The organism is Saccharopolyspora sp. NPDC050642, assembly GCF_040654735.1.
GTDB classification, from domain to species: Bacteria; Actinomycetota; Actinomycetes; order Mycobacteriales; family Pseudonocardiaceae; genus Saccharopolyspora; species Saccharopolyspora elongata.
Genome location: NZ_JBFAIN010000016.1, coordinates 91,807 through 110,917 on the forward strand (window position 1 = coordinate 91,807; position 19,111 = coordinate 110,917).

Genomic DNA, 19,111 nt, shown 5'->3' on the forward strand with positions numbered 1-19,111 from the left:
GCGTCTCCGATCCGTCGGGGGCGCCCTCCGGCATGTCTCACGAATGCGCTTCGACCACCTCGCGCGCCGTCTTCGCGACGAGATCCGCGAGGTCGTCGTCGAGCCCGGGGCGGGCCCGGACCCGCAGCGGCGCGGAATCCAGCTGCGGGAGGTCGTCGCGCACCACCAGCCCTTCCAGGCGCGGCTTCGCCGAGGGCAGCAGCGTGACGCCGAGGCCGGACCGCGCGGCCGCGAGCACCCCGGCCAGATCGGCGGCCTCGCACACCAGGTCCGGATGCCGGCCGATCCCGGTCACCGCGTCGACCGCGAGCCGCCGCATGATGCAGGGCTCGTCGAAGACGACCATCGGCAGCGGCTCGCCGGGGCCCGGCGGCGCCCAGTCCGGTGCCGCGTACCAGTCCATCCGGAGCCGGCCCGCGTCCCGGCTCCGCCCGCCGACCGACAGGTCGATCAGCAGGGCGATGTCGATGCTGCCGCGGTCCACCGCTTCCGCGAGCCGCGCCGTCCGGTCCAGCCGGAACCGCACCTCGAACGCCGGGAAGGCGGCTCGCATCCGGGTCGCCAGCTCGGGGAGCAGCCGGTCGGCGGCGTGCTCGGTGGAGCCGAAGACGAGCGTGCGGCGTTCCTCCGCGCCGAGCCGGCGCAGCGCCTCGTCGTGCGCGCCGAGGATGCGCCGCGCCTCCGCCAGCAGGAGCTCTCCGGAAGCGGTGAACTTGGCCTGCCGCCCCTCCCGGACCACCAGCTTCCGGTCCAGCACCCGCTCCAGCTTGCGCAGGTGCTGGCTGACCGCGGACTGGGTCAGGCAGAGCGCCGCGGCGGCCCGGTGGAACCCGCCGCAGTCGGCGACCGCGACCATGCTGCGCAACGCGACGATGTCCAGCACTGCACTCATGCGGCCACCCTAACCGATCAGCAATCGAAATCGATCGCGATTACTTATCGTCGTTGGACGCGGCCGGGCCGGGCGGGCGAGGCTTGGGATCATGAAGGGCACCCGCTCGATCCCGCTGCCGCTGGCGGCGCCGATCGTCGTCATCTGGGCCAGCGGATTCCCCACCGGGAAGCTGGGCGTCGGCGCCGCTCCCCCGTTCCTCCTGACCTCCGTGCGGCTCGCGCTGGCCGCGGCGGTGTTCGCGGCGATCGCGGTCTGCTCCCGCGCGGCCTGGCCCAGCGGCAAGCGGTTCGGGCACACCGCCGTCGCCGGAATCCTCACCAGCGGGGCGCAGTTCGCCGGGTGCTACGGCGGGATGGCCGTCGGGGTCCCGGCATCGGTGACGGCGCTGGTGCTCGCCATGAACCCGGTGCTCACCGCGGCGCTCGCGGCCGGATTCCTGGGCGAGCGGCTGAGCCGGGTCCGCATGGTCGGGCTCGTCCTCGGCGTGGCCGCCGTCGTCGTCACGCTCGGCGGCCAGGTGCTCGCCGACGGCGCGGTGAACCCGGGAATCCTGCTCACCCTGCTGGGGTTGCTCGGTTTCTCCGCGGGCGGGCTCTACCAGCAGCGGTACTGCGCCGGGGTCGACGTCCGGGCCGGTGGCGCCGTGCAGTCGGGCGCGGCGGCGCTGGCGGTCGGCGTGATCGCGGTGTTCGAGCAGGGCCACGTCGCGCACTGGGGGCAGGCGACCGCGGTGCTGTTGTGGCTGGTCCTGGCGGGATCGGTGGCCGGAACCGCGTTCTACCTGCGGGCGATCGCGGTCGGCGGCGCGAGCCGGACGAGCGCCCTGTTCTGCATCGTCCCGCCCGTGTCCGCCCTGCTGTCCTGGCCGATCCTGGGCGAAACGCCGTCCCTCACCGCCGTGCTGGGAATGGCCCTGGGAGCCGTGGCGTGCGTGCTCGGCACCAGGCCCGACCCGGCCCGCGAGCCCAAGCCCCGAGGACTCGCAGAGGCGCGCGCCGCGGCGTGAAAGTTCTGGATCGACATAGAGGCTGTGTTGTTCGAGTCGGCATTTGCTTTGAAGCGGCGCAGCCGCTTAGCCCACCCTCACAACCGGCACCGCCGCGGGTTCTCAGAGGTCTTCTCGCGAGGACAGCCCCGACGTGGTGAATTGGTCATTCATGATGTCGGGGATCCCACAGCGAGAAGATCTCTGAGGTTCCGCTACTTGCACCGCCACGCAAAACGAGCCTGGAAATAGTTTTCACTGCTTGAGGTATTCCAGCACTGCCAGCACTCTGCGGTTGGTGTCGTCCGACGTCTCCAGGCCCAGCTTCCCGAAGATGCTCGCGATGTTCTTGCTCACCGCGCCTTCGCTGATGAACAGCTGCCCGGCGATCGCCGCGTTCGAGCGCCCTTCGGCCATCAGCGACAGCACCTCGCGCTCCCGCTCCGTCAGCCGCTCCAGCGGGGTGGTCCGCCGGGCGACCAGCGCGGAGATCACCTCCGGGTCCATCGCGGTGCCGCCGGCGGCGACCCGGCGCACCGCGTCGATGAACTGCTCCGCGTTGAACACCCGGTCCTTGAGCAGGTAGCCGATCCCGCCGGTGCCGTCGGCCAGGAGTTCGCGGGCGTAGAGCTGCTCGACGTGCTGGGACAGCACCAGCACCGGCAACCCCGGGATCTCGCGCCGGGCGACCAGCGCGGCCCGCAGCCCCTCGTCGGTCTGGGTGGGCGGCAGCCGCACGTCGACCACCGCCACGTCCGGCCGGTGCTCCAGCAGCGCCCGCTCCAGCTCGGGACCGGTCTCCACGGCGGCGACGATCTCGCAGCCGTGCGCGGCGAGCAGGGTGGTCAGGCCGTCTCGGAGGAGGAAGAGGTCTTCTGCGAGGACAACGCGCACGGGATCTCCATCGTCGCCAGGGTCGGACCGCCGGGCGGGCTGCTGAGGTGCAATGTTCCGTCGAACGTACCGAGCCTGCGCCGGATTCCCCGCAGCCCGCTGCCGCAGTCCGGGTCGGCCCCGCCCGAGCCGTCGTCGGTCACGACGATCCGCAGCGACTCCCGCCGGTAACCCAGCTCGACGCGGATCTCCTCCGCCCCGGCGTGCTTGAGCGCGTTCGTGACCAGCTCCCGGGTCGCGAAGTAGGCCGCGGACTCCACCGCGGACGGGCATCGCCCGGACAGGTCCGCCGACACCTCGATCCGCACGCTCAGGTCGAGGGCCAGCGCGCGCACGGCATCGACGAGGCCGCGCTCGGCGAGCACCGGCGGGCGGATTCCTCGCACCAGGGCGCGGAGTTCGGAGAGGGTCTGGCCGGACTCGGCCTTGCTCTCGCCCAGCAGCTCCCTGGCCCGCTGCGGGTCGCTGTCCAGGAGCTGCTCCGCGGCGGCGAGCTTCAGCCCCAACGCGATCAGCCGGGCCTGGGCGCCGTCGTGCAGGTCCCGCTCGATCCGGCGCAGCTGGGTGTCCTCGGCTTCGGTCGCGTCGGCGCGGGTCTCGGCGAGCCGCCGAACCCGTTGCGCCAGCAGGGTTTTCCCGGTCGGCGCCAGCAGCAGGCGGGTCCACCGGCCGTGCAGGCGCACCAGCGGCGGTGCCAGCGCCACGACCGCCGCCCCGGCGGCCAGCCCGAGCGGGAATCCGGCCAGCGGGGTTTCCGCGAGCCACTTCGCCGGGGCGGGCAACTCCGCCCACGGCCGCCCGACGTCGAAGAACAGCCCGCCGACCCGGACCCAGAACGGGATCCAGAAGCCCCAGCCGAAGACCCAGCACAACGCCGCGAGCGGGGCCAGCAACGCCGCGGTGACCGGGCCGTCGCCGAGCAGCCACAGCAGGTCTCGCGGGCTGGCCGGATCGGTCATCGCCTGGCGGTAGCGGGCCCGCCTGATCGCGGGTCGCGGCGACTTCCGCAGCATCCGGCCGGCCCGGTAGAGCCCGTCGGACGTGGGCACGGGTGCGATGAAGGGCAGGTAGACCTCGTCCACCGGGACCCCGGACCACTTCCCGGCGAGGCTGCGACCCAGGCCCGCGAGCAGCCGGGCGACCCGGTTGCACCAGGGCCACCACAGGAACGCGCCCAGCAGGTGGGTGAGGACGAAGAGGACGACCAGGACCACGCCCGCCAGCAGGTTCACCGCGGCCAGCAGGCCGAGAACCGCCAGGTGCCAGAGGGCGTGCAACCCGTGCCCGATGCGTTCCCACCAAGGGCACGGCCGAATCGGGCTCAGCAGCATCCGCGTCCAGAGCCCGTGCGCCCGCAGGAAAGTCCGGCCGCCCAGCACCGCCAGCAGGCCCAGCACCGCGCCGACGACCGTGTTGAGCAGCATCCAGTTCAGGTCCCGGTTCGTCGCCGGGTCCTCCCCCAACCACACGACGCGTGCGAGGTAGCGCGGGATGCGCGGCTTCCGGTACAGCGCCTTGTCGTGCCGGTACCAGCCTTCGGCGTCCGGCTGCGGTTCCGGCGGGGCGGGCCGGTACGGCACCGGCACCTCGACGCCGCCCCAGTCCCGCGCCAGCCGACGGCCGAGGTTCGCGGCCGCCCGGCAGCGACCGATGAGCCACTCCCCCGGCGACAGCAGGCCGATGGACGCCACACCCAGACCGAACAGGTACAGCACGAACAGCAGCGGCCCCGGCAACGCCAGCAGCAGGAGCACCAGCCCGCGCCCGGCGGTTGTCGCACGTTGTCGTGCCCGATTTCGCATGAGTCCATCTTCTCCGGCACCGGCGGAAAAGCACTGCCCATGCCTTCCGCGTGGAGGTGGAGCTAGCTCTACTCCCGAACGGGCCGGAAACCCCCCTCGAACGGCAGCAGGACGCATACCCGCAGGCGCGCGGCGTTCCTAGCGTCGAGGCCATGGCAATCAGCGAAGACCCGTCCACTGTGGATGACCTGGGGAACCGCGTCGGCGCGGAGCTGGCGAGGCTGCCCCGCCAACCGCCGGCGATCGCCTCGGCCCTCTCCTGCCTCCTCGCACCCGCGATCGGGCTCCCCGCGGCCATCGTCGTCGCGCTGGTGATCGCGGCCGCCAACCTGCGGCGGTGCACCGAACCGGTTGCCGCGTTCCTCGCTCACCTGGTGGCGTTCGCCGGGCTGTCGCTGGCCGCCACGGCCATCATGCCGCCACAGCGAGCCATGGCCGTGCTCGTCGCATGCGCGCTCACCGCGCTCGCTCTGCTCAGCTGCGGGTTGCTGACCGCGGCGCTGCCGCGCCGCACCGGTTCGGCACTCGCTGTGGCTTTGCTGCTGCCCGGCCTGCCGCTGGCCGCGATTCCGGGCCCGCTGCAACCGATCGGCGACCTCACCGCGCCGGGCGCCGCGCTCCACGCCCTCCAAGCCGCCTCGGCCGGCGACTGGCCGGCTCCGGTGCACGTGCTCGTGTTGATCGGGCACGCGCTGCTCGCGGGCAGGTCAGCCCATCGCCTCCTGGATCCGCTTCCAGGCCGCGAGCACGTGCCGCCGCTCGGTCTGCGGCGAGCCGACCGCGAGCCGCAGCAGCGTCCGGCCGTCCACCTTGGTGTGGGTCAGGTACAGCTCGCCGGACTCGTTCAGCGATTCCATCAGCCGGTAGACCCGGTCGTTGGCGTCCTCGGTGGACAGCTCCGGGAACAGCGGCCGGAAGCAGACCAGGCCAAGCGGATGCGGCTCCAGCAGCTCGAACCGCGGGTCGTCGCGGACCCGGTCGGCGAACTCCTGGGCCAGGCCGACGGTGGCGCGGATGTGCTCGCGCAGCCCCTCCGCGCCGTACCAGCGCAGCACCGACCACAGCTTCAACGCCCGGAACCTGCGGCCCAGCGGCACCTGCCAGTCCCGGTAGTCGATCACCTCACCGGACGCCGTCGCCGGATTGCGCAGGTACTCCGGCAGGATCGACAGCGCGTCGACCATGGGCCGCCGGTCGGCCATCCACAGCAGGCTGCAGTCGAAGTTCGTCAGCAGCCACTTGTGCGCGTTCGTGCAGTACGAATCGGCGAATTCGGCGACGCCGTCGTTGATCCAGCGCAGTTCCGGGCACACCGCGGCAACGCCCGCGTACGCCGCGTCCACGTGCAGCCAGATCCCGCGTGCCCGGCACACCTCGCCGACCGCGCGGACCGGGTCGATCGCCGTCGTCGAGGTGGTGCCGATCGTCGCGCACACCAGCGTGGGCACCGCGCCGGCGGCGAGGTCCTCGGCGATCAGCGCGTCGAGGTGTGCGGGGTCCATGCCGAGCGTGTCCGGGTCGACGTCGACGATCCGGACGTTGTCCCCGCCGATGCCCACCATCCGCGCCGCGCGCTCCAGGGACGAATGGGTGTGCGCGGAGACGTAGAGCGTGTGCCGCCGGGTGATGCCCCGGCTCGCCACCTGCCCGTCGCTGACCCGCTGCAGCGCGGCGAGGCAGGCGACGAGCGCGGCGCTGGACGCCGAGTCCTGGATCACCCCGCCGCCGACGGCGTCGGTCCGGAAGTGCTCGGGCAGGCCCAGCAGCTCCGCCATCCAGTCCACGACGACGGTCTCCAGCTCGGTGCACGCCGGGCTGGTCGCCCACACCATGCCCTGCACGCCCAGCCCGCTGGAGAGCAGGTCGCCGAGGATCGACGGGCCGGTGGCGTTGGCCGGGAAGTAGGCGAAGAAGTTCGGGTGCTGCCAGTGCGTGACGCCCGGCACCAGCACGGCGTCGAGGTCGCTGAGCACCCGCTCGAACGGTTCGCCCCGCTCGGGCGGGTGCGCCGGGAGCTGCGCCCGGACCTCGCCGGGCCCGACCTGGGACCGGACCGGATGCCGCTCGACGCCGGAGTAGTAGTCGGCGATCCAGTCGACGACCTGCCTGCCGAACTCCCGGAACTCATCAGGAGACATGTGCCCGCTCATCCCAGCCAGCTTCGCACGCCCACCCCACCAAAACCAGCGGCCGCCGGCTCCGCCTCCTCGTTGCGGGGATGCTGCAGCGGTTCTGGATGAGGTGATGCTCGCCAGCGGCCGGGCTTGCGTCGTTGCCGAGGCGAAGCCGCCTGGCCGCCGGGTGAGGCACGCCGGTTTCGCGCGAAACAGTCACCGCCAGGCGTGGCGAACGCCGGTTTCGCGCGAGAACGACGCTCGCAACAGATCCCGGGCAGCCCCCTGCGGCACTCGCCGTCAGCGGACGAGGTCGACGGTGGTCAGCGGGCGTCCGCCGGCACCGGCTGGGATCCGCGCGGGGTCACCATCCGGCCATCGACCACTGTGGACTGCGAGGTGCCCACGACCACCGTGGTGGACTCATCCGCCTCCGCCGGGTCGAAGTCGGCGATCGGCGCGCACCACACCCGCTCCCCGGCGCGGCCGGCCCCGCGGACCGCGCCCACCGGCGTGGCCCCCGGGCGGTGCTCCGCCAGGATCTCCAGGGCGCGGCCGAGCCGCCGGTCCCCCGAACGCGGGTCGTGGAAGCACACCACCAGGTCGGCCTCCGCCGCCGCGCGAACGCGGCGCTCGATGACCTCCCACGGCGTGTGCGCGTCGGACAGGCTGATCAGCGCGTGGTCGTGCCCGAGCGGCCCGCCCAGCAGCGCGGACGCGGCCAGCGGCGCCGTCACGCCGGGCACGCCGACCAACTCGATGTCGGCACCGGCCTCCGCCAGCGCCGGGCCGGCCATCGCGGACCCGCCGATCAGCGCCACCGCGCGCCCCTCCCGAGCCAGCGCGACCGCCTCGGCGCCGCCGGTGGCGCGCACCTCGGTGCCGGGGCGCAGCAGGTGCCGGACCTGGTCGACGTGCTCGTCCGGGCCGACGACCACGGAGGCGCGGCGCAGCTCGACGTCGGCGCGCGGGGTGCGCAGGGCGGGGTTGCCCGGGCCGATGCCGATGATCGCCAGCCGGCCGCGGGGCCGGATGCGCGCAGCGGCCGCGGTCACGTCGTCGCCCTTGATCTTGGGCACGACCAGCTCGACGGGCGCCCCACCGCCGAGCTCGGCGGCCGCGCGCAGCGCCGATGCCTCGGCGACGGAGGGCGTGCCCGCCGCCGCGCTCGCCACCTCGCTGGGGTTGGGCACCTCGATGCCTGCCAGCGCCTCCGCCGAGTAGGTCAGCAGCGACAGCTCCTCGCCGCCGTCGGAGTGCCAGAAGCCCAGGTCCTGCACCGCCTCCAGGATGCCGTCCTCGTCTGCCTTCAGGTCGACGCTGGCGACCGCGCGGATCGCCCGCGGGTCCAGGCCGTGCTCGCGGTCCAGCCGGGCGATCGTCTCGGTCACCGCCGTCCGCGAGACGCCGCGGGCGGCCCCGACGCCGACGACCAGCGTGCGCGGGATGAGCCGCAGCGTCCGCTCCTCGTCCTCCGTCGGCCGCCGATCGTCGATCACGACCGTCCACAGCGGCGCTTCGGGGTGGGCGGAAACGTTGGGCGGCAGCGCCGGCAGCGGGAAGCCGTGCGGGTTGACCAGGCGGACCGACCAGCCGTCGAGGATCGCGCCGCCGCAGGCCGCCAGATCACCGTCCACAGTGGCGTCGAGCTGGTCGACGAGCTCGTCCAGCGGGGTGGTGCCGGTGCTGTCGGAGGCGGCGGTGACCACCGGGGTGCAGCCGAGCACGTCGGCGACCTGCTCGGCGAGCGCGCCCCCGACGTGGCCGCCGGTCAGGGCGATGGCGAAGCGGCGGTCGTCGTCGACGCAGACCACCCCGGGATCGCTGTGCTTGTCCCGCAGCAGCGGCGCGACCAGCCGCACCGCCGCGCCGCTGGCCAGGAAGAACACCGCCGCGTCCAGGTGGTCCCACAGGCGGCGCACGGCGGGCGCGATCGGCCCGTCCGCGACGACGGCGTCCGGCCCCAGCCGCCCGGCCAGTTCGGCGGCGGACCGCCGTCCCGCCGCGGTCACCGCGAACAGACCGATCACTGGCACTCCTCAACCTGGTCGACTGCTTTCACGAACGCCTCAGCATGGTGCCACCCCCATGGCGCCCTCCCGCCCGGACGGGACCACTGCCTCCGCAAGTTCAATGGAAATCACGTCTCCGATTTCCATTGAACTTGCGGAGGTTGTCCACAGCCATCGGCGTGTCGTGGCGCGACACGCCGATGGTCCGCAATTTCCATTGAAATCGAAGGTCCAATTTCCATTGAAATTGCGGCCGACGGGGACCTGGTCCGTCGGGAGGGGATGTGGTCAGCGTTGTTTCCGGTAGCCCGAGATCAGGACGACCGGGTCGGCCGCCTCCAGGCGGGATGCGCCGTCCGGCAGTTCCGCCAGCCGGGCCGCCGACAGCTGCACGCCCTCGACCTCGTAGTCGGCCGCGCGCAACGCGTCGCGGGTCGGCCCGACCCGGTCCAGCGCCGACAGCGCCACCACGACGCGGGACGCCCCGGCGTGCGCGCACGCCGTGACGACCTCGGAGCCGCCGCCTCCGACGAAGATCGCGTCCGGCCGCGGCAGGTTGCGCAGCACCTGCGGCGCGGAGCCCTCCTCGACCCGGACGTCCACGCCGTGGCTCGCGGCGTTGGTGATCAGCCGCACCGCCTGCGCCTCGTCGGACTCCACCGCGATCGTCGCCGCGCCCATCCGGGCGCACTCCACCGCCACCGAGCCCGAACCCGCGCCGACGTCCCAGACGAGCGTGCCCGGCCGCGGCGCGAGCTTCGCCAGCGCCACGGCCCGCACCTCGGCCTTGGTGATCATGCCGTCGCGGTGCGAGAACTCGTCCTCGGACAGCGCCCAACCAGTCGCCGGCGGCACCGGCTCGCCGCCCGCGATCCAGCCCCGCTGCGGCACGTCGTCGAGATCGGCCAGGGAGAGCACGATGTTCGGCTCGTGCCAGCTGCGCTTCGCCGCCTCCGCCGGTTCGAGGGTGACCACCGACTCGTTCGGTCCGCCGAGGTCCTCGGCGACGATCATGGTGCGCCGCCAGCCGGCCAGGCCGGAGCCGATCTGGGCCGGGCCCGCCTTCGGCGCGGTCAGCACCACCACGGCCGGTCGCGCCCGGCAGACGTTGATCGCCTGGGTGAGGTCGCTGCCGAGCGCGCTGACCACGACGACGTCATCCCAGGACCGGCCGACGCGCGCCATCAGCTGCTGAACGCTGGAGGCCGACGGCAGCACCGTGCACCGGATGCCGCGGTCGCGCAGCGCGCGGACGGCGCCGAAGAAACCGGGATCGCCCGAGGCCAGCACCACGCCGCTCTCGTCGCCGGACAGCGACGACAGCGCGTTCAGCGCCGGTTCCAGCGGCCCGAGTTCGAGCTTGCGCGCGTGTTCCGGCGCATGCGCCTCCAGGTGCCGTCTGCCGCCCACCACGAGCCGCGCCGACTCCAGCACCTCGGCGCTGCCCTTCGGCAGGTCGCCACCATCGACCCCGATCACCGTGACTGCCACGTCACCCACCTCGCTCCGGCGGCCGACACCGCGTGTTCGTCCCGGAAGCCCGCGCGACCCGAACACGCGGCCGACGGCCGCATTACTGGCTGATCCGCTTCAATACTGCTGCCACCGGGGCGCAGAGCCGGTCCGCACACGCCGAGAACGGCCCGCCCGCTGTCACATCTCGCATGACCGGTGGGCGGCCGGGGCCTGCTCGCCCCGACCGGGCGACCCGATGTCCAATTTGGACCCCGCGGGTCCCTTCACGACCTCGCCGGGGGCGGCAGCTTCGCCTCGCTATTCGCCCTGCTCATCCGGCTTCGCCGGGGGCTTGCGCTTCGCGGCGGGCTTCGCCTTCGCCGCCGTCGCGGTGGTCGCGGACTTCGTCCGCTTCGCGGCTGCGGCCTTCGCCCCCCGCTTCGCGGGAGTGGCCTTCGCGGTGGCCCGGGTCGTCGTGGTGCGCGCCGCGGATGTCCGCTTCGGCTTCGCCTCCGCGGCTTCGGCGCGAACGGGCTGCTCACTCACGTCCACGGGCCGTTCGCCCTCAACCGCTTCCGCGCGAACCGGCGCCACCGGATCGACCGGCCGTTCGGCGGCCGCAACGGGCTCCTCGGCGAACAGCTGCGACTGCGCCTCGTCGACCCGCCGGGCCGCGCGGGTGGACGCGACTCGCGCCGCGCCGCGCGCGCTCTCCTGCCAGTTGCGCACCGCCCACCACGCGACGTCGGACTCGCGCACCCGGCCGTTCTCACCGGGTTCCTCGGCGCGCGGCTCGGTGTTCTCCGCGCGGCGGCGCACCGGAGTGGGGCGGTCCGCCCGCAGCGCCCGGCGCGTGACCGGGTCGGCGCGGCGGTAGGTGTGGAAGTGCCCCGCGGTGTACGGCGAGCGGGTTCCGCTGCCGTTGAGGCTCTTCCCGACGATGAACAGCGTGTTCCGCCACAGCTTGTGCTGCTTGACGGTCTTCTCCAGGTCGGCGAGGTTCGTGCGCAGCAGCAGCTCGTCGGGCCAGGAGACCTTGTAGGCCACCAGCACCGGGGTGTCTTCCGGGTAGCCACCGGCCCGCAGTTCCTCGACGAGTTGCGCGGCGCGCGACGCGGACAGGAACAGCGCCATCGTGGTGCCGTGCTTGGCGAACTCGCGCACCTTCTCGCCTTCCGGCATCGGCGTCTTGCCGCCCTCCAGCCGGGTCAGCACCAGCGACTGGGCGACCTCCGGCACGGTGAGCTCCCGCCCGACCGCGGCCGCTGCGGCGGAGAACGCCGGAACGCCCGGCACGATCTCGACTTCCACGTTCATCCGCGCGCACGCGTCGTGCTGGTCCTGGACCGCGCCCCACAACGACGGGTCGCCGGAGTGCACCCGGGCGACGTTGAGCTTGTCCCGCTCGGCGCGGCGGTAGATCTCCAGCGCCTGCTCGTGGGTCAGCCGGGAGGAGTCGATCAGCTCCGCGTCGCTGCGCGCATGCTCCTGGATGCATTCCGGCGCGACGAGGCTCGCGGTCCACACCACGATGTCGGCCTCGGCGATCCGCCGGGCGCCGCGGACCGTGATCAGATCGGCCGCGCCGGGCCCGGCACCGATGAACGAGATCCGGCCAGTCAGCATTGTTCTCCTCTTCCGCCTCGGCGTGGAAGTACTACCACGGTGGACAGGTACGGCGCGTCGTCCACTTCGGATGGCGGGAGCACTCGCGCGCCCGGCGCGCCGAGGTGCTCGGCGCGGACCGAGCGCTCCGGGGCTCCGCGTTCGGCGATCGCGGCGCGCGGCTCGCCGAGCCACCGGCCGCCTTCGTAGGCAACGACCGTACCGCGTGACCGCAAAGCGACCCGCAGCGCGGTCACGTCCCGCATCGCCTGGATCACCGTGCGTGAACCGGCTCCCCCGGCCCCTGTGCCACCCACCGCTGGACGGCTGGAAACCGGATGCGCGGCGGGATCGTCGAGGGTGGGGAAGGCCACGGTGCAGTCCTGATCACGCAGTCGCTGCACCAGGACGACTCCCGGGCCGAAAACGGTTGCCGTTCCGGGGAATTCGCGCAGCGCGGCCGGGGTCAGCATCCCCGGCTCGCCGGACGGACGAGCCTCACCGCGCGCACCGCGCCACGAACCGCCGCACCGCTTCGGGCTGCCCGGCCGGATGGGTGTGCAAGTACGAAGCGTGCACCCCGCCGTCGACGAACCCTTCCCGCTGCGCGCCCGTCGCACGCCACACCCACGCAGGCCGCGAGCCGCTGCCGGGCTCCAGGGCGGTGCGGTGGAACTCGTGGCCGCTCACCCGGGCGCCTTCGTCGAAAAGGACGGAATCGGCGGCGGCCACGGCGTCGCGGTAACCCAGCGTCAGGCGCGGCGACATCCGCGCTCGTGCGTCGAGCACGCCGCACAGCGGGTGTCCGTCCAACTCCTCCGCCAGGTACAGCAGCCCGCCGCATTCCGCGTGGATCGGCGCTCCCGTGGCGGCGAAAGCCGTGATTTCCTTGCGCAGCGCGGTATTCGCCGACAGTTCGGCGACGTGCTGCTCGGGGAACCCGCCCGGCAGCACCAGGCCCGCGGTGCGTTCCGGCAGCCGCTCGTCGTGGAGCGGGTCGAGGACCGCGACCTCGGCCCCGGCGGCTTCGAGCAGCTCGACGTGCTCGGCGTAGCCGAAGGTGAACGCCCGCCCGCCGGCCACCGCGACCACGGCCCCGGCCTGCGGCTGCACCTCGTCGCGCGGATTCCAGGCGGCGCCGGGCAATCCGGGAGCCGAGCGCGCGAGCGCGCACACCGCGTCGAGATCCACCGACCGGGCAACGACTTCGGTCATCGCCTCGACCGCGCGGACGGCCTCGCCGCCGTGCTCGGCGGCCGTGACGAGGCCGAGGTGGCGCGATGGGACGGCGAGATCATCGGCGCGCGGGATCGCGCCGAGCACCGGGAGGCCGGCGTTGTCGGCGGCGTCGCGGAGCACCTGCTCGTGCCGCTGCGAGCCGACCCGGTTGAGGATCACGCCACCGATCCGGACCTCCGGGCGGTAGCTGCGGAAACCGTGCAGCAGCGCGGCGAGGCTGTGGCTCTGGCCCCTCGCGTCGACGACCAGCACCACGGGCGCGTCCAGCAGCTGCGCGACGTGCGCCGTGGATCCGGCGGCGATCCCCTCGCCCGGCCCGATGCGGCCGTCGAACAGGCCCATCACGCCTTCCACGACGGACAGTTCGGCGCCGACGGCGCCGTGCCGGAACAGCGGCGCGATCCGCTCCTCGCCGACCAGCACGGGATCGAGGTTGCGGGCCGGGCGGCCGGCGGCGAGCCGGTGGTAGCCGGGGTCGATGTAGTCCGGGCCGACCTTGAACGGCGCGACCCCGGTCCCGCGCCTCCGCAGCGCGCCGAGCAGCCCGGTCACCACGGTGGTCTTCCCCTGCCCGGACGCCGGTGCGGCCACCACCACCCGGGCGTGCGAGGAATCGGTCACCACTCGATGCCCCTCTGGCCCTTCTGGCCGTCGTCCATCGGGTGCTTGATCTTGGTGGTCTCCATGACGAGGTCGGCGGCGTCGATCAGGGCCTGCGGGGCGTAGCGGCCGGTGATCACGACGTGCTGGTGCCCGGGCCGGTCGCGCAGGGTCTCGACGACCTCGGCGACGTCGACCCAGCCCCAGTGCAGCGGATAGGTGAACTCGTCAAGCACGTAGAGCCCGTGGCGCTGCTCGCCGATCCGGCGGGCGATCTCCCGCCAGCCCTCCAGCGCCGCCGCCGCGTGGTCCTCCTCGCTGCCCTTCTTGCGGGCCCACGACCAGCCCTCGCCCATCTTGTGCCACTCGACGGGCCCGCCCTCGCCGGTCTCGTCGTGCAACCGCCCCAGGGCGCGGAACGCCGACTCCTCGCCGACGCGCCACTTCGCCGACTTGACGAACTGGAACACCCCGATCGACCAGCCCTGGTTCCAGCCGCGCAGGGCGAGCCCGAAGGCAGCGGTGGACTTGCCCTTCATGTCGCCGGTGTGCACCACGAGCAGCGGCCTGTTGCGGCGCTGGCGAGTGGTCAACCCGTCGTTCGGCACTGTCGAAGGCTGTCCCTGAGGCATGCCCCGACCCTAACGGGCCGCCCCGGCACCGTCTGACTCGTCCCGAACGGTCTCAGCGGGCGGGCCGGAAGGCCCCGAGCTGCTCGTCGAGGTACCGGGCCAGCCGCTGCCTGTCCGCCGGGCCGAAGGTGTTCCAGCGCTCGCCGTCGTTGTTGCGGCGCGTCGTGACGCTGTAGCGGCCTTCTTCGGTGTCCCGCCAACCGATCGCCGGGAGCCGGACCGGCTGCCCACCGCCGTCCCGGCCGGTCACCACGAAGTAGCCGACCCGCCGCGTCGGCAGGGCCATGATCTTCTCCACCTTGCGCAGGTCCCCGCCGCCGCGCCTGGACGCGCCCGGCTGCGCCGAACCCAGCCACGAATCCGGCTCCGCCTCGCGCACCGGCCGGGGCTTCGGCTCGCCACCGGCGGCGATCGTCCCCGCGTCGAGCTTGCCTGCCGGGACCTCCGGCAGCAGGCCCACGCAGACCCGGGCGAGGCCGCGGACGTCGATGAACTCGATCCGCAAGCCCTGCTCTTCCTGGACCGCCAGCACCCCGGCCCGCCCGGCCACCGCCACGCGCGCCCGGTAGACGGCGTCCGACTTGCCGTCGTAGGAGGTGACCGCCACGCCGATCTCCGGGCGGTGCAGCAGGTTCAGCGCCTGCTCCACCTCCGGTTCGGCGCGGCCACGATCGGCCAGCCGGCGCTGCTCCAGCCCACCCCAGACGTCCTTGCGGAGCCGGGCGCGTTCGTCGAGCGTGGCGGCGAAGTGCGGGATCTCGAACGGGAACTGCCGAAGGTCGACCCGCAGATCCTCGCCGAGAACGTCCGCCGCCTCCGCGGAAAGCGTGAACGATTCGATCATCTCTTCCCCTTCTGGGCACGCCTCGGTTCCCCGAGGAGCCGGTGCTCCTCGGGGAATCGCGCGAAACTTCGAACGCGGGCGGGCTACTCGCCGAACACCGGCGGCGCGACCTTCGGCAACCCGAGGTCGTCCCAGGCCTCATCGGTGTCGACCACGTACTTGCTCTCGTGCTCGTCGTCCTCTTCGGACTTACCGCCCTGGCCGCGACCGGCCGCACCGCCGCCGGCCATCCCGGCACCACCACGACCACCGGCCGCACCACCGGCTCCGGCGCCACCGGCGGCCCCCAGACCGCCGATACCGGCACGACCACCAGCACCGAGCTGGCCGCCACCGACACCGCCGACCCGGCCGGCACCGCCCATGCCACCGCCTCGGCCACCGCCCATGCCGCCGGCGCCGCCCGGGCGTCCGCCACCGGGCCCGCCGGGGCCGGGGCGCTGCTGGTTCGGCGGCAGCGGAGCCCACCGCCCGTTGTAGGGGTTCTGGCGCTCCCACTGGCCGGTGTTCGGATTCCAGCGGGTGTCCGACGGCGGCGAGGCCGGCGGGTTCTGCTGCCACACCGCGTTCGTGCTGCTCGGCGGTACGTTCGGCGAGCTGGGCGGGCTGTACTGCGGCGTCGAGGTGTTCGGGCTGGACCAGGCCGACTGGGTCGACGCGGGCGTGCTCGACGGGTTGATGGAACCGATCGTGTTCTTCGACGGCTCCGACGTGCCGGGCTGTTCCTCGGGCCCGCGCGGGGCCGGCACGAACGCCGGTGTCTGCGCCGCGGCCGTCCCGAAGTCGGTCTCCATCTTCGACATCACCTGGGCCGCTTCCTGGTGCGCGGCCTGGCTCTTCTCCTGCTTCTCCACGATGTCGTTGGCCCGGCTGAGGGCCGTGAACGGGTTCGGGTCGGAGAAGTAGTTCTTCAGCTCCTGCTTCATGTCGAACTCGACGACCTCGGGCATCGAGTTCCGCGCCCGCTCCGCGGCTTCGGCCTGCATGCCGACCTGGTTGGCGGTGAGCTGAGCGGCGCTGCCGGAGTGCGACATGTGGTCGGCCAGCTGCGTGACGTGCTTCCGCATGGCGTCACCGGCCTCGCCCTGCCAGGTGTGCTCCGTCTTCGTCGCGGCCTGCCGGATCTGCTCGGCGAACTCCAGGAACTTCGCCCCGTGGCCGTGGTAGACGCGGCCGACGTCGTGCACCGCAGTGGGGTCGAAGTTCTCCCGGACGAACCGGTCCATCTCCTTGTGCTCGAACGACAGGTAGTGCGTGTTCCCCAGCGAACCGGGCTTCTCGCGAAGCTCCTGGTCGACCGACAGGGCCTCGGCCTGCTCCTGCCCGTACTTCGACGCTTCCGCCGTGGCCTTGGCCTTCGACAACACGTCCGTCAGCACATTGCCGATGATCGGCACGTTGGACGCGCCCGCGTACTCCTGCTTCCCCTGCTCGTACGCGGAGTGCTCGTGATCGGCGATGTATTCCGACCCACCACCCGGTGGCGACGTCATGACTTCCCCCTTGATTTACCTTTTTAAGTTCTACGCAAATGCTTCAGTTCTTCGGAAGATTCGCAAGCACCAACGGCGCAGCCTCCTGCGTCGCCTGGCACGCCGCTTCGGTGTCACGCGCGGTGGCGTTAATCGCAATGGATTCCTTTGGAGATAGGGGGAAGAACACCCCGCAGTCTCCTGGACCGACGAGCTCGCGGACGCGCTTGCCGTCCACACCTGCGACAGAGACGGCATCGACCTTGCCACCGGTGAGGTTCAGTTCGTCCACCGACTTGTCGCTGTTCACCACCACGGAAATGCCGCCTACAGCAAGCTTGAAATCACAGCCAGGAGCACCCGCGTAGCGCTTGGGCGTGCCAGGACCTTTGACGCCCAGCTTTGCCGTATCGGCCGACTTCAACATCTCGCAGGGATCGATGGCTGCTGCCGCATTGCTCGTCGGCGATGCGCTCTCGCCGGTTTCTCCTGAACCGTCGCCGGTTCCGCCAGTGCCCGACGATCCACAGCCCGCGACACCCATCGCCAACAGCGCGAGCGCTCCGGCGATCACAGACTTCGTCAACGACCTACGCACCTGAGCAATCCCCGTTCTCAATCCCGCACGCCAACGTTGCCAGCGTTGCCCTCGTCGACTTCCTGGTAGGCTTGAATGCCCTTCTTGATCGCTTCGATCACTTGAGGCACTCGTTCTTTCATCTGCAAGATCAGTTCTTGATAGGAACGACCGTCGCCGCCCGCTACAACTTGTTCGTTGAAATCAGCGATAGCCTGACCTGCCGGGCTATCGCCCAGTGGGGTCCGGTACATCATGTTGAACAAATCGCTCTGTATCTCCAGCAGCGGGCCGTCCTGGAAGGCCTGGAAAACCCTGATCAGCTCGTCGCCTGCCTCCGGCGTGACCTGGAAGCCGCCGCTGTTGGCCGCGCTGATGATGCCCTGCATGGCGTCGTTCGTGGCGGCGAGCCCGGCCGCCGCCGATCCAATCGACCCCGTCATCGCTTCTCCCCAGAAGGTTCGTCTTTCCCCGCAGCGCGCCCGAACCTAGCACCGCACCCCGCGCGCGAACGCCGGTACGAGACAAATCCGCAATACCTCACCCGCTTGATCGCCCCCAATGGCCTAACGCCACCGATTCGATGGTGGCCGAGCTCACGGGGTTCTGGAACGGTGCAGGCGACGAACATGGACGGTCGTCCCAGTCAGCGAGGAGCCGCCCGATGCCGACCAGGCCGCCGCTGGTGCTGTCCTTCGCCGCGCTGATCTCCAACTTCGACCGCTTCGCGGTCACCCCGATGCTGCTGCTGATCGCGCTGGCGATGGAAGAGCCGCTGGCCGCGGCGGTCGCCGTCGCCAGCGGCTACTTCCTCGCCTACGGCCTGTCCCAGCCGCTGTGGGGTTTGCTGTCGGACCGCTTCGGCCGGCTGCCGGTCATGCGCGGCACGATGCTCGCCGCCGCGGCGGGCGGGGTGGTTTCCGCGCTGGCGCCGAACCTGACCGCGCTGGTCGTGGCGCGCGTGGTCACCGGCGCGTGCATGGGGGCCGTCGTCCCCGCGTCGCTGACCTACGTCGGCGACACCGTGCCGCAGGAACACCGGCAGGGCGCGCTTTCGGATCTGATGGCGGCCTCGGCGATGGGCACGGCGCTGGCGACCGCAGTCGGTGGACTGCTGGCCGGTTTTCTGGACTGGCGCGCGGTTTTCGCGCTACCCGCTGTCTGCGCCGCGGTGTGCGTCGTCCTGCTCCGCAAGCTGCCGGAGCCGGAGCGCGCTCAGGCCCAGGGCGTGCGCAGCCACCTGATGGCGGTGCTGACGAATCGCTGGGCGCTGCTGGTCTTCGGGTTGGTGTTCGTCGAGGGTGCGGTGTTGCTGGGCACCATGACGTTCCTGGCGTCGGCGCTGGTCCACGAGGGCGTGGACGTCGCGGTGGCCGGGCTCGCCACCGCCGCTTACGGCGTCGGCGTGTGGGTGTTCTCCCGGCTGGTAAAGGTGTTGGGGCGGCGCTTGGCGGTCTGGCAGCTGATCGCGATCGGCGGCACGTCGATGTTCGTCGGCTACCTGGTCGTGACGGCCACCGCGAGCATCGCGACCGTGGTGGTCACGGCGTTGCTGCTCGGCGGCGGTTGGTCGTTCATGCACTCGTCGTTGCAGACCTGGGTGACCTCGGTGGCCCCGGAGGCCAGGGGCACCGCCGTGGCGTTGTTCGCGTCGGCGTTGTTCCTGGGCAGCGCGGCCGCATCGGCGGCGGCCGGGTATTTCGCGGAGCGCGGCTCGTACGGCTTGATCTTCGGGATCGCCGCCGCCACGGCGGTTCCGCTGCTGATCGTGGCGGCGGCCTGCCGCCACCGCTACCAAACCCGCGTCGTCGCGCCCTCGGTCGGCGTTAGGGGCGATTAAAAGAGCCCCCGCACTCGACCGGCCTGGGGGTTACCGGGAGCGCGGGGGCATCTTGCGGGTCCACCCCTGGGGGTCAGGTGGACTGCGTCACCGTACCAATCGGTCGGGTGGGCCAGAAGACGGAACGTCGGATCTCGTAATCAAA

At 72.3% G+C, this 19,111-nt stretch carries 16 protein-coding genes; 2 read left to right on the forward strand and 14 right to left on the reverse strand.

Annotation, left to right across the window (positions count from 1 at the left end):
- Positions 1 to 37: 37 nt before the first annotated feature.
- Complete coding sequence (locus AB0H93_RS24170) at positions 38 to 892, reverse strand: LysR substrate-binding domain-containing protein (RefSeq protein ID WP_358575350.1); 855 nt, start codon at positions 890 to 892, stop codon at positions 38 to 40.
- A 91-nt stretch (positions 893 to 983) separates the two neighbouring features.
- Here AB0H93_RS24170 and AB0H93_RS24175 point away from each other — a divergent pair, with 91 nt between their 5' ends.
- Entirely contained in the window at positions 984 to 1,901 is a 918-nt protein-coding gene (locus AB0H93_RS24175) for a DMT family transporter (RefSeq protein WP_358575351.1), read from the forward strand.
- Between the two features lie 234 nt (positions 1,902 to 2,135).
- On the opposite strand, the gene AB0H93_RS24180 is transcribed toward AB0H93_RS24175, so the two are convergent.
- The 13 genes from AB0H93_RS24180 to AB0H93_RS24240 form a co-directional block, all read right to left on the reverse strand.
- The gene (locus AB0H93_RS24180) at positions 2,136 to 2,774 is read right to left on the reverse strand and encodes a response regulator transcription factor (RefSeq protein ID WP_358575352.1); all 639 of its coding nucleotides are present in this window, start codon (positions 2,772 to 2,774) and stop codon (positions 2,136 to 2,138) included.
- Positions 2,726 to 4,576 carry a sensor histidine kinase gene (locus AB0H93_RS24185; RefSeq protein WP_358575353.1) on the reverse strand — a complete coding sequence of 617 codons (1,851 nt, stop codon included), beginning with the start codon at positions 4,574 to 4,576 and terminating at the stop codon, positions 2,726 to 2,728. The genes AB0H93_RS24180 and AB0H93_RS24185 overlap by 49 nt, the downstream gene beginning before the upstream one ends.
- A 707-nt stretch (positions 4,577 to 5,283) precedes the next feature.
- Positions 5,284 to 6,714: a pyridoxal-dependent decarboxylase gene (locus AB0H93_RS24190; protein WP_358575354.1), complete on the reverse strand. Its 1,431-nt coding sequence runs from the start codon at positions 6,712 to 6,714 to the stop codon at positions 5,284 to 5,286.
- A gap of 299 nt (positions 6,715 to 7,013) precedes the next feature.
- Positions 7,014 to 8,720, reverse strand: coding sequence for a cobalamin biosynthesis protein (locus tag AB0H93_RS24195; RefSeq protein WP_358575356.1), 1,707 nt, complete (start codon positions 8,718 to 8,720; stop codon positions 7,014 to 7,016).
- A 270-nt stretch (positions 8,721 to 8,990) separates the two neighbouring features.
- Entirely contained in the window at positions 8,991 to 10,193 is a 1,203-nt protein-coding gene (gene cbiE / locus AB0H93_RS24200) for a precorrin-6y C5,15-methyltransferase (decarboxylating) subunit CbiE (RefSeq protein WP_358575358.1), read from the reverse strand.
- 282 nt (positions 10,194 to 10,475) lie between these two features.
- Positions 10,476 to 11,783: a precorrin-4 C(11)-methyltransferase gene (gene cobM / locus AB0H93_RS24205; RefSeq protein ID WP_358575360.1), complete on the reverse strand. Its 1,308-nt coding sequence runs from the start codon at positions 11,781 to 11,783 to the stop codon at positions 10,476 to 10,478.
- Positions 11,777 to 12,235 (reverse strand): hypothetical protein, encoded by a 459-nt coding sequence (locus AB0H93_RS24210; RefSeq protein ID WP_358575361.1) that lies wholly within the window; start codon positions 12,233 to 12,235, stop codon positions 11,777 to 11,779. Before AB0H93_RS24210 ends, cobM begins: the two co-directional genes overlap by 7 nt.
- A gap of 25 nt (positions 12,236 to 12,260) precedes the next feature.
- The gene (locus AB0H93_RS24215) at positions 12,261 to 13,625 is read right to left on the reverse strand and encodes a cobyrinate a,c-diamide synthase (protein WP_358575362.1); all 1,365 of its coding nucleotides are present in this window, start codon (positions 13,623 to 13,625) and stop codon (positions 12,261 to 12,263) included.
- Positions 13,619 to 14,233: a cob(I)yrinic acid a,c-diamide adenosyltransferase gene (gene cobO / locus AB0H93_RS24220; RefSeq protein ID WP_358575363.1), complete on the reverse strand. Its 615-nt coding sequence runs from the start codon at positions 14,231 to 14,233 to the stop codon at positions 13,619 to 13,621. Before cobO ends, AB0H93_RS24215 begins: the two co-directional genes overlap by 7 nt.
- A gap of 52 nt (positions 14,234 to 14,285) precedes the next feature.
- Positions 14,286 to 15,077, reverse strand: coding sequence for an ESX secretion-associated protein EspG (locus AB0H93_RS24225; protein ID WP_358575364.1), 792 nt, complete (start codon positions 15,075 to 15,077; stop codon positions 14,286 to 14,288).
- A gap of 83 nt (positions 15,078 to 15,160) precedes the next feature.
- A complete protein-coding gene (locus tag AB0H93_RS24230; protein ID WP_358575366.1) occupies positions 15,161 to 16,570 on the reverse strand; it encodes a hypothetical protein in 1,410 nt (469 codons plus the stop codon).
- Positions 16,571 to 16,613: 43 nt separating this feature from the next.
- On the reverse strand, positions 16,614 to 17,135 hold the full coding sequence (locus AB0H93_RS24235; protein ID WP_358575367.1) for a DUF3558 family protein: 522 nt from the start codon (positions 17,133 to 17,135) through the stop codon (positions 16,614 to 16,616).
- A gap of 29 nt (positions 17,136 to 17,164) precedes the next feature.
- A complete protein-coding gene (locus tag AB0H93_RS24240; protein WP_358575369.1) occupies positions 17,165 to 17,569 on the reverse strand; it encodes a hypothetical protein in 405 nt (134 codons plus the stop codon).
- Positions 17,570 to 17,790: 221 nt separating this feature from the next.
- Between AB0H93_RS24240 and AB0H93_RS24245 the strand changes: the two genes are divergently transcribed.
- Positions 17,791 to 18,966 carry an MFS transporter gene (locus AB0H93_RS24245; RefSeq protein ID WP_358575371.1) on the forward strand — a complete coding sequence of 392 codons (1,176 nt, stop codon included), beginning with the start codon at positions 17,791 to 17,793 and terminating at the stop codon, positions 18,964 to 18,966.
- Positions 18,967 to 19,111: the final 145 nt, after the last annotated feature.

Coding starts and splice junctions, on each gene's coding strand:
- AB0H93_RS24245 (WP_358575371.1), top strand. CDS start 17,791: ATGCCGACCAGGCCGCCGCTGGTGCTGTCCTTCGCCGCGCTGATCTCC.
- cobO (WP_358575363.1), bottom strand. CDS start 14,233: ATGCCTCAGGGACAGCCTTCGACAGTGCCGAACGACGGGTTGACCACT.
- AB0H93_RS24190 (WP_358575354.1), bottom strand. CDS start 6,714: ATGTCTCCTGATGAGTTCCGGGAGTTCGGCAGGCAGGTCGTCGACTGG.
- AB0H93_RS24210 (WP_358575361.1), bottom strand. CDS start 12,235: ATGCTGACCCCGGCCGCGCTGCGCGAATTCCCCGGAACGGCAACCGTT.
- AB0H93_RS24170 (WP_358575350.1), bottom strand. CDS start 892: ATGAGTGCAGTGCTGGACATCGTCGCGTTGCGCAGCATGGTCGCGGTC.
- cobM (WP_358575360.1), bottom strand. CDS start 11,783: ATGCTGACTGGCCGGATCTCGTTCATCGGTGCCGGGCCCGGCGCGGCC.
- AB0H93_RS24230 (WP_358575366.1), bottom strand. CDS start 16,570: ATGACGTCGCCACCGGGTGGTGGGTCGGAATACATCGCCGATCACGAG.
- AB0H93_RS24185 (WP_358575353.1), bottom strand. CDS start 4,576: ATGCGAAATCGGGCACGACAACGTGCGACAACCGCCGGGCGCGGGCTG.
- AB0H93_RS24225 (WP_358575364.1), bottom strand. CDS start 15,077: ATGATCGAATCGTTCACGCTTTCCGCGGAGGCGGCGGACGTTCTCGGC.
- AB0H93_RS24175 (WP_358575351.1), top strand. CDS start 984: ATGAAGGGCACCCGCTCGATCCCGCTGCCGCTGGCGGCGCCGATCGTC.
- AB0H93_RS24240 (WP_358575369.1), bottom strand. CDS start 17,569: ATGACGGGGTCGATTGGATCGGCGGCGGCCGGGCTCGCCGCCACGAAC.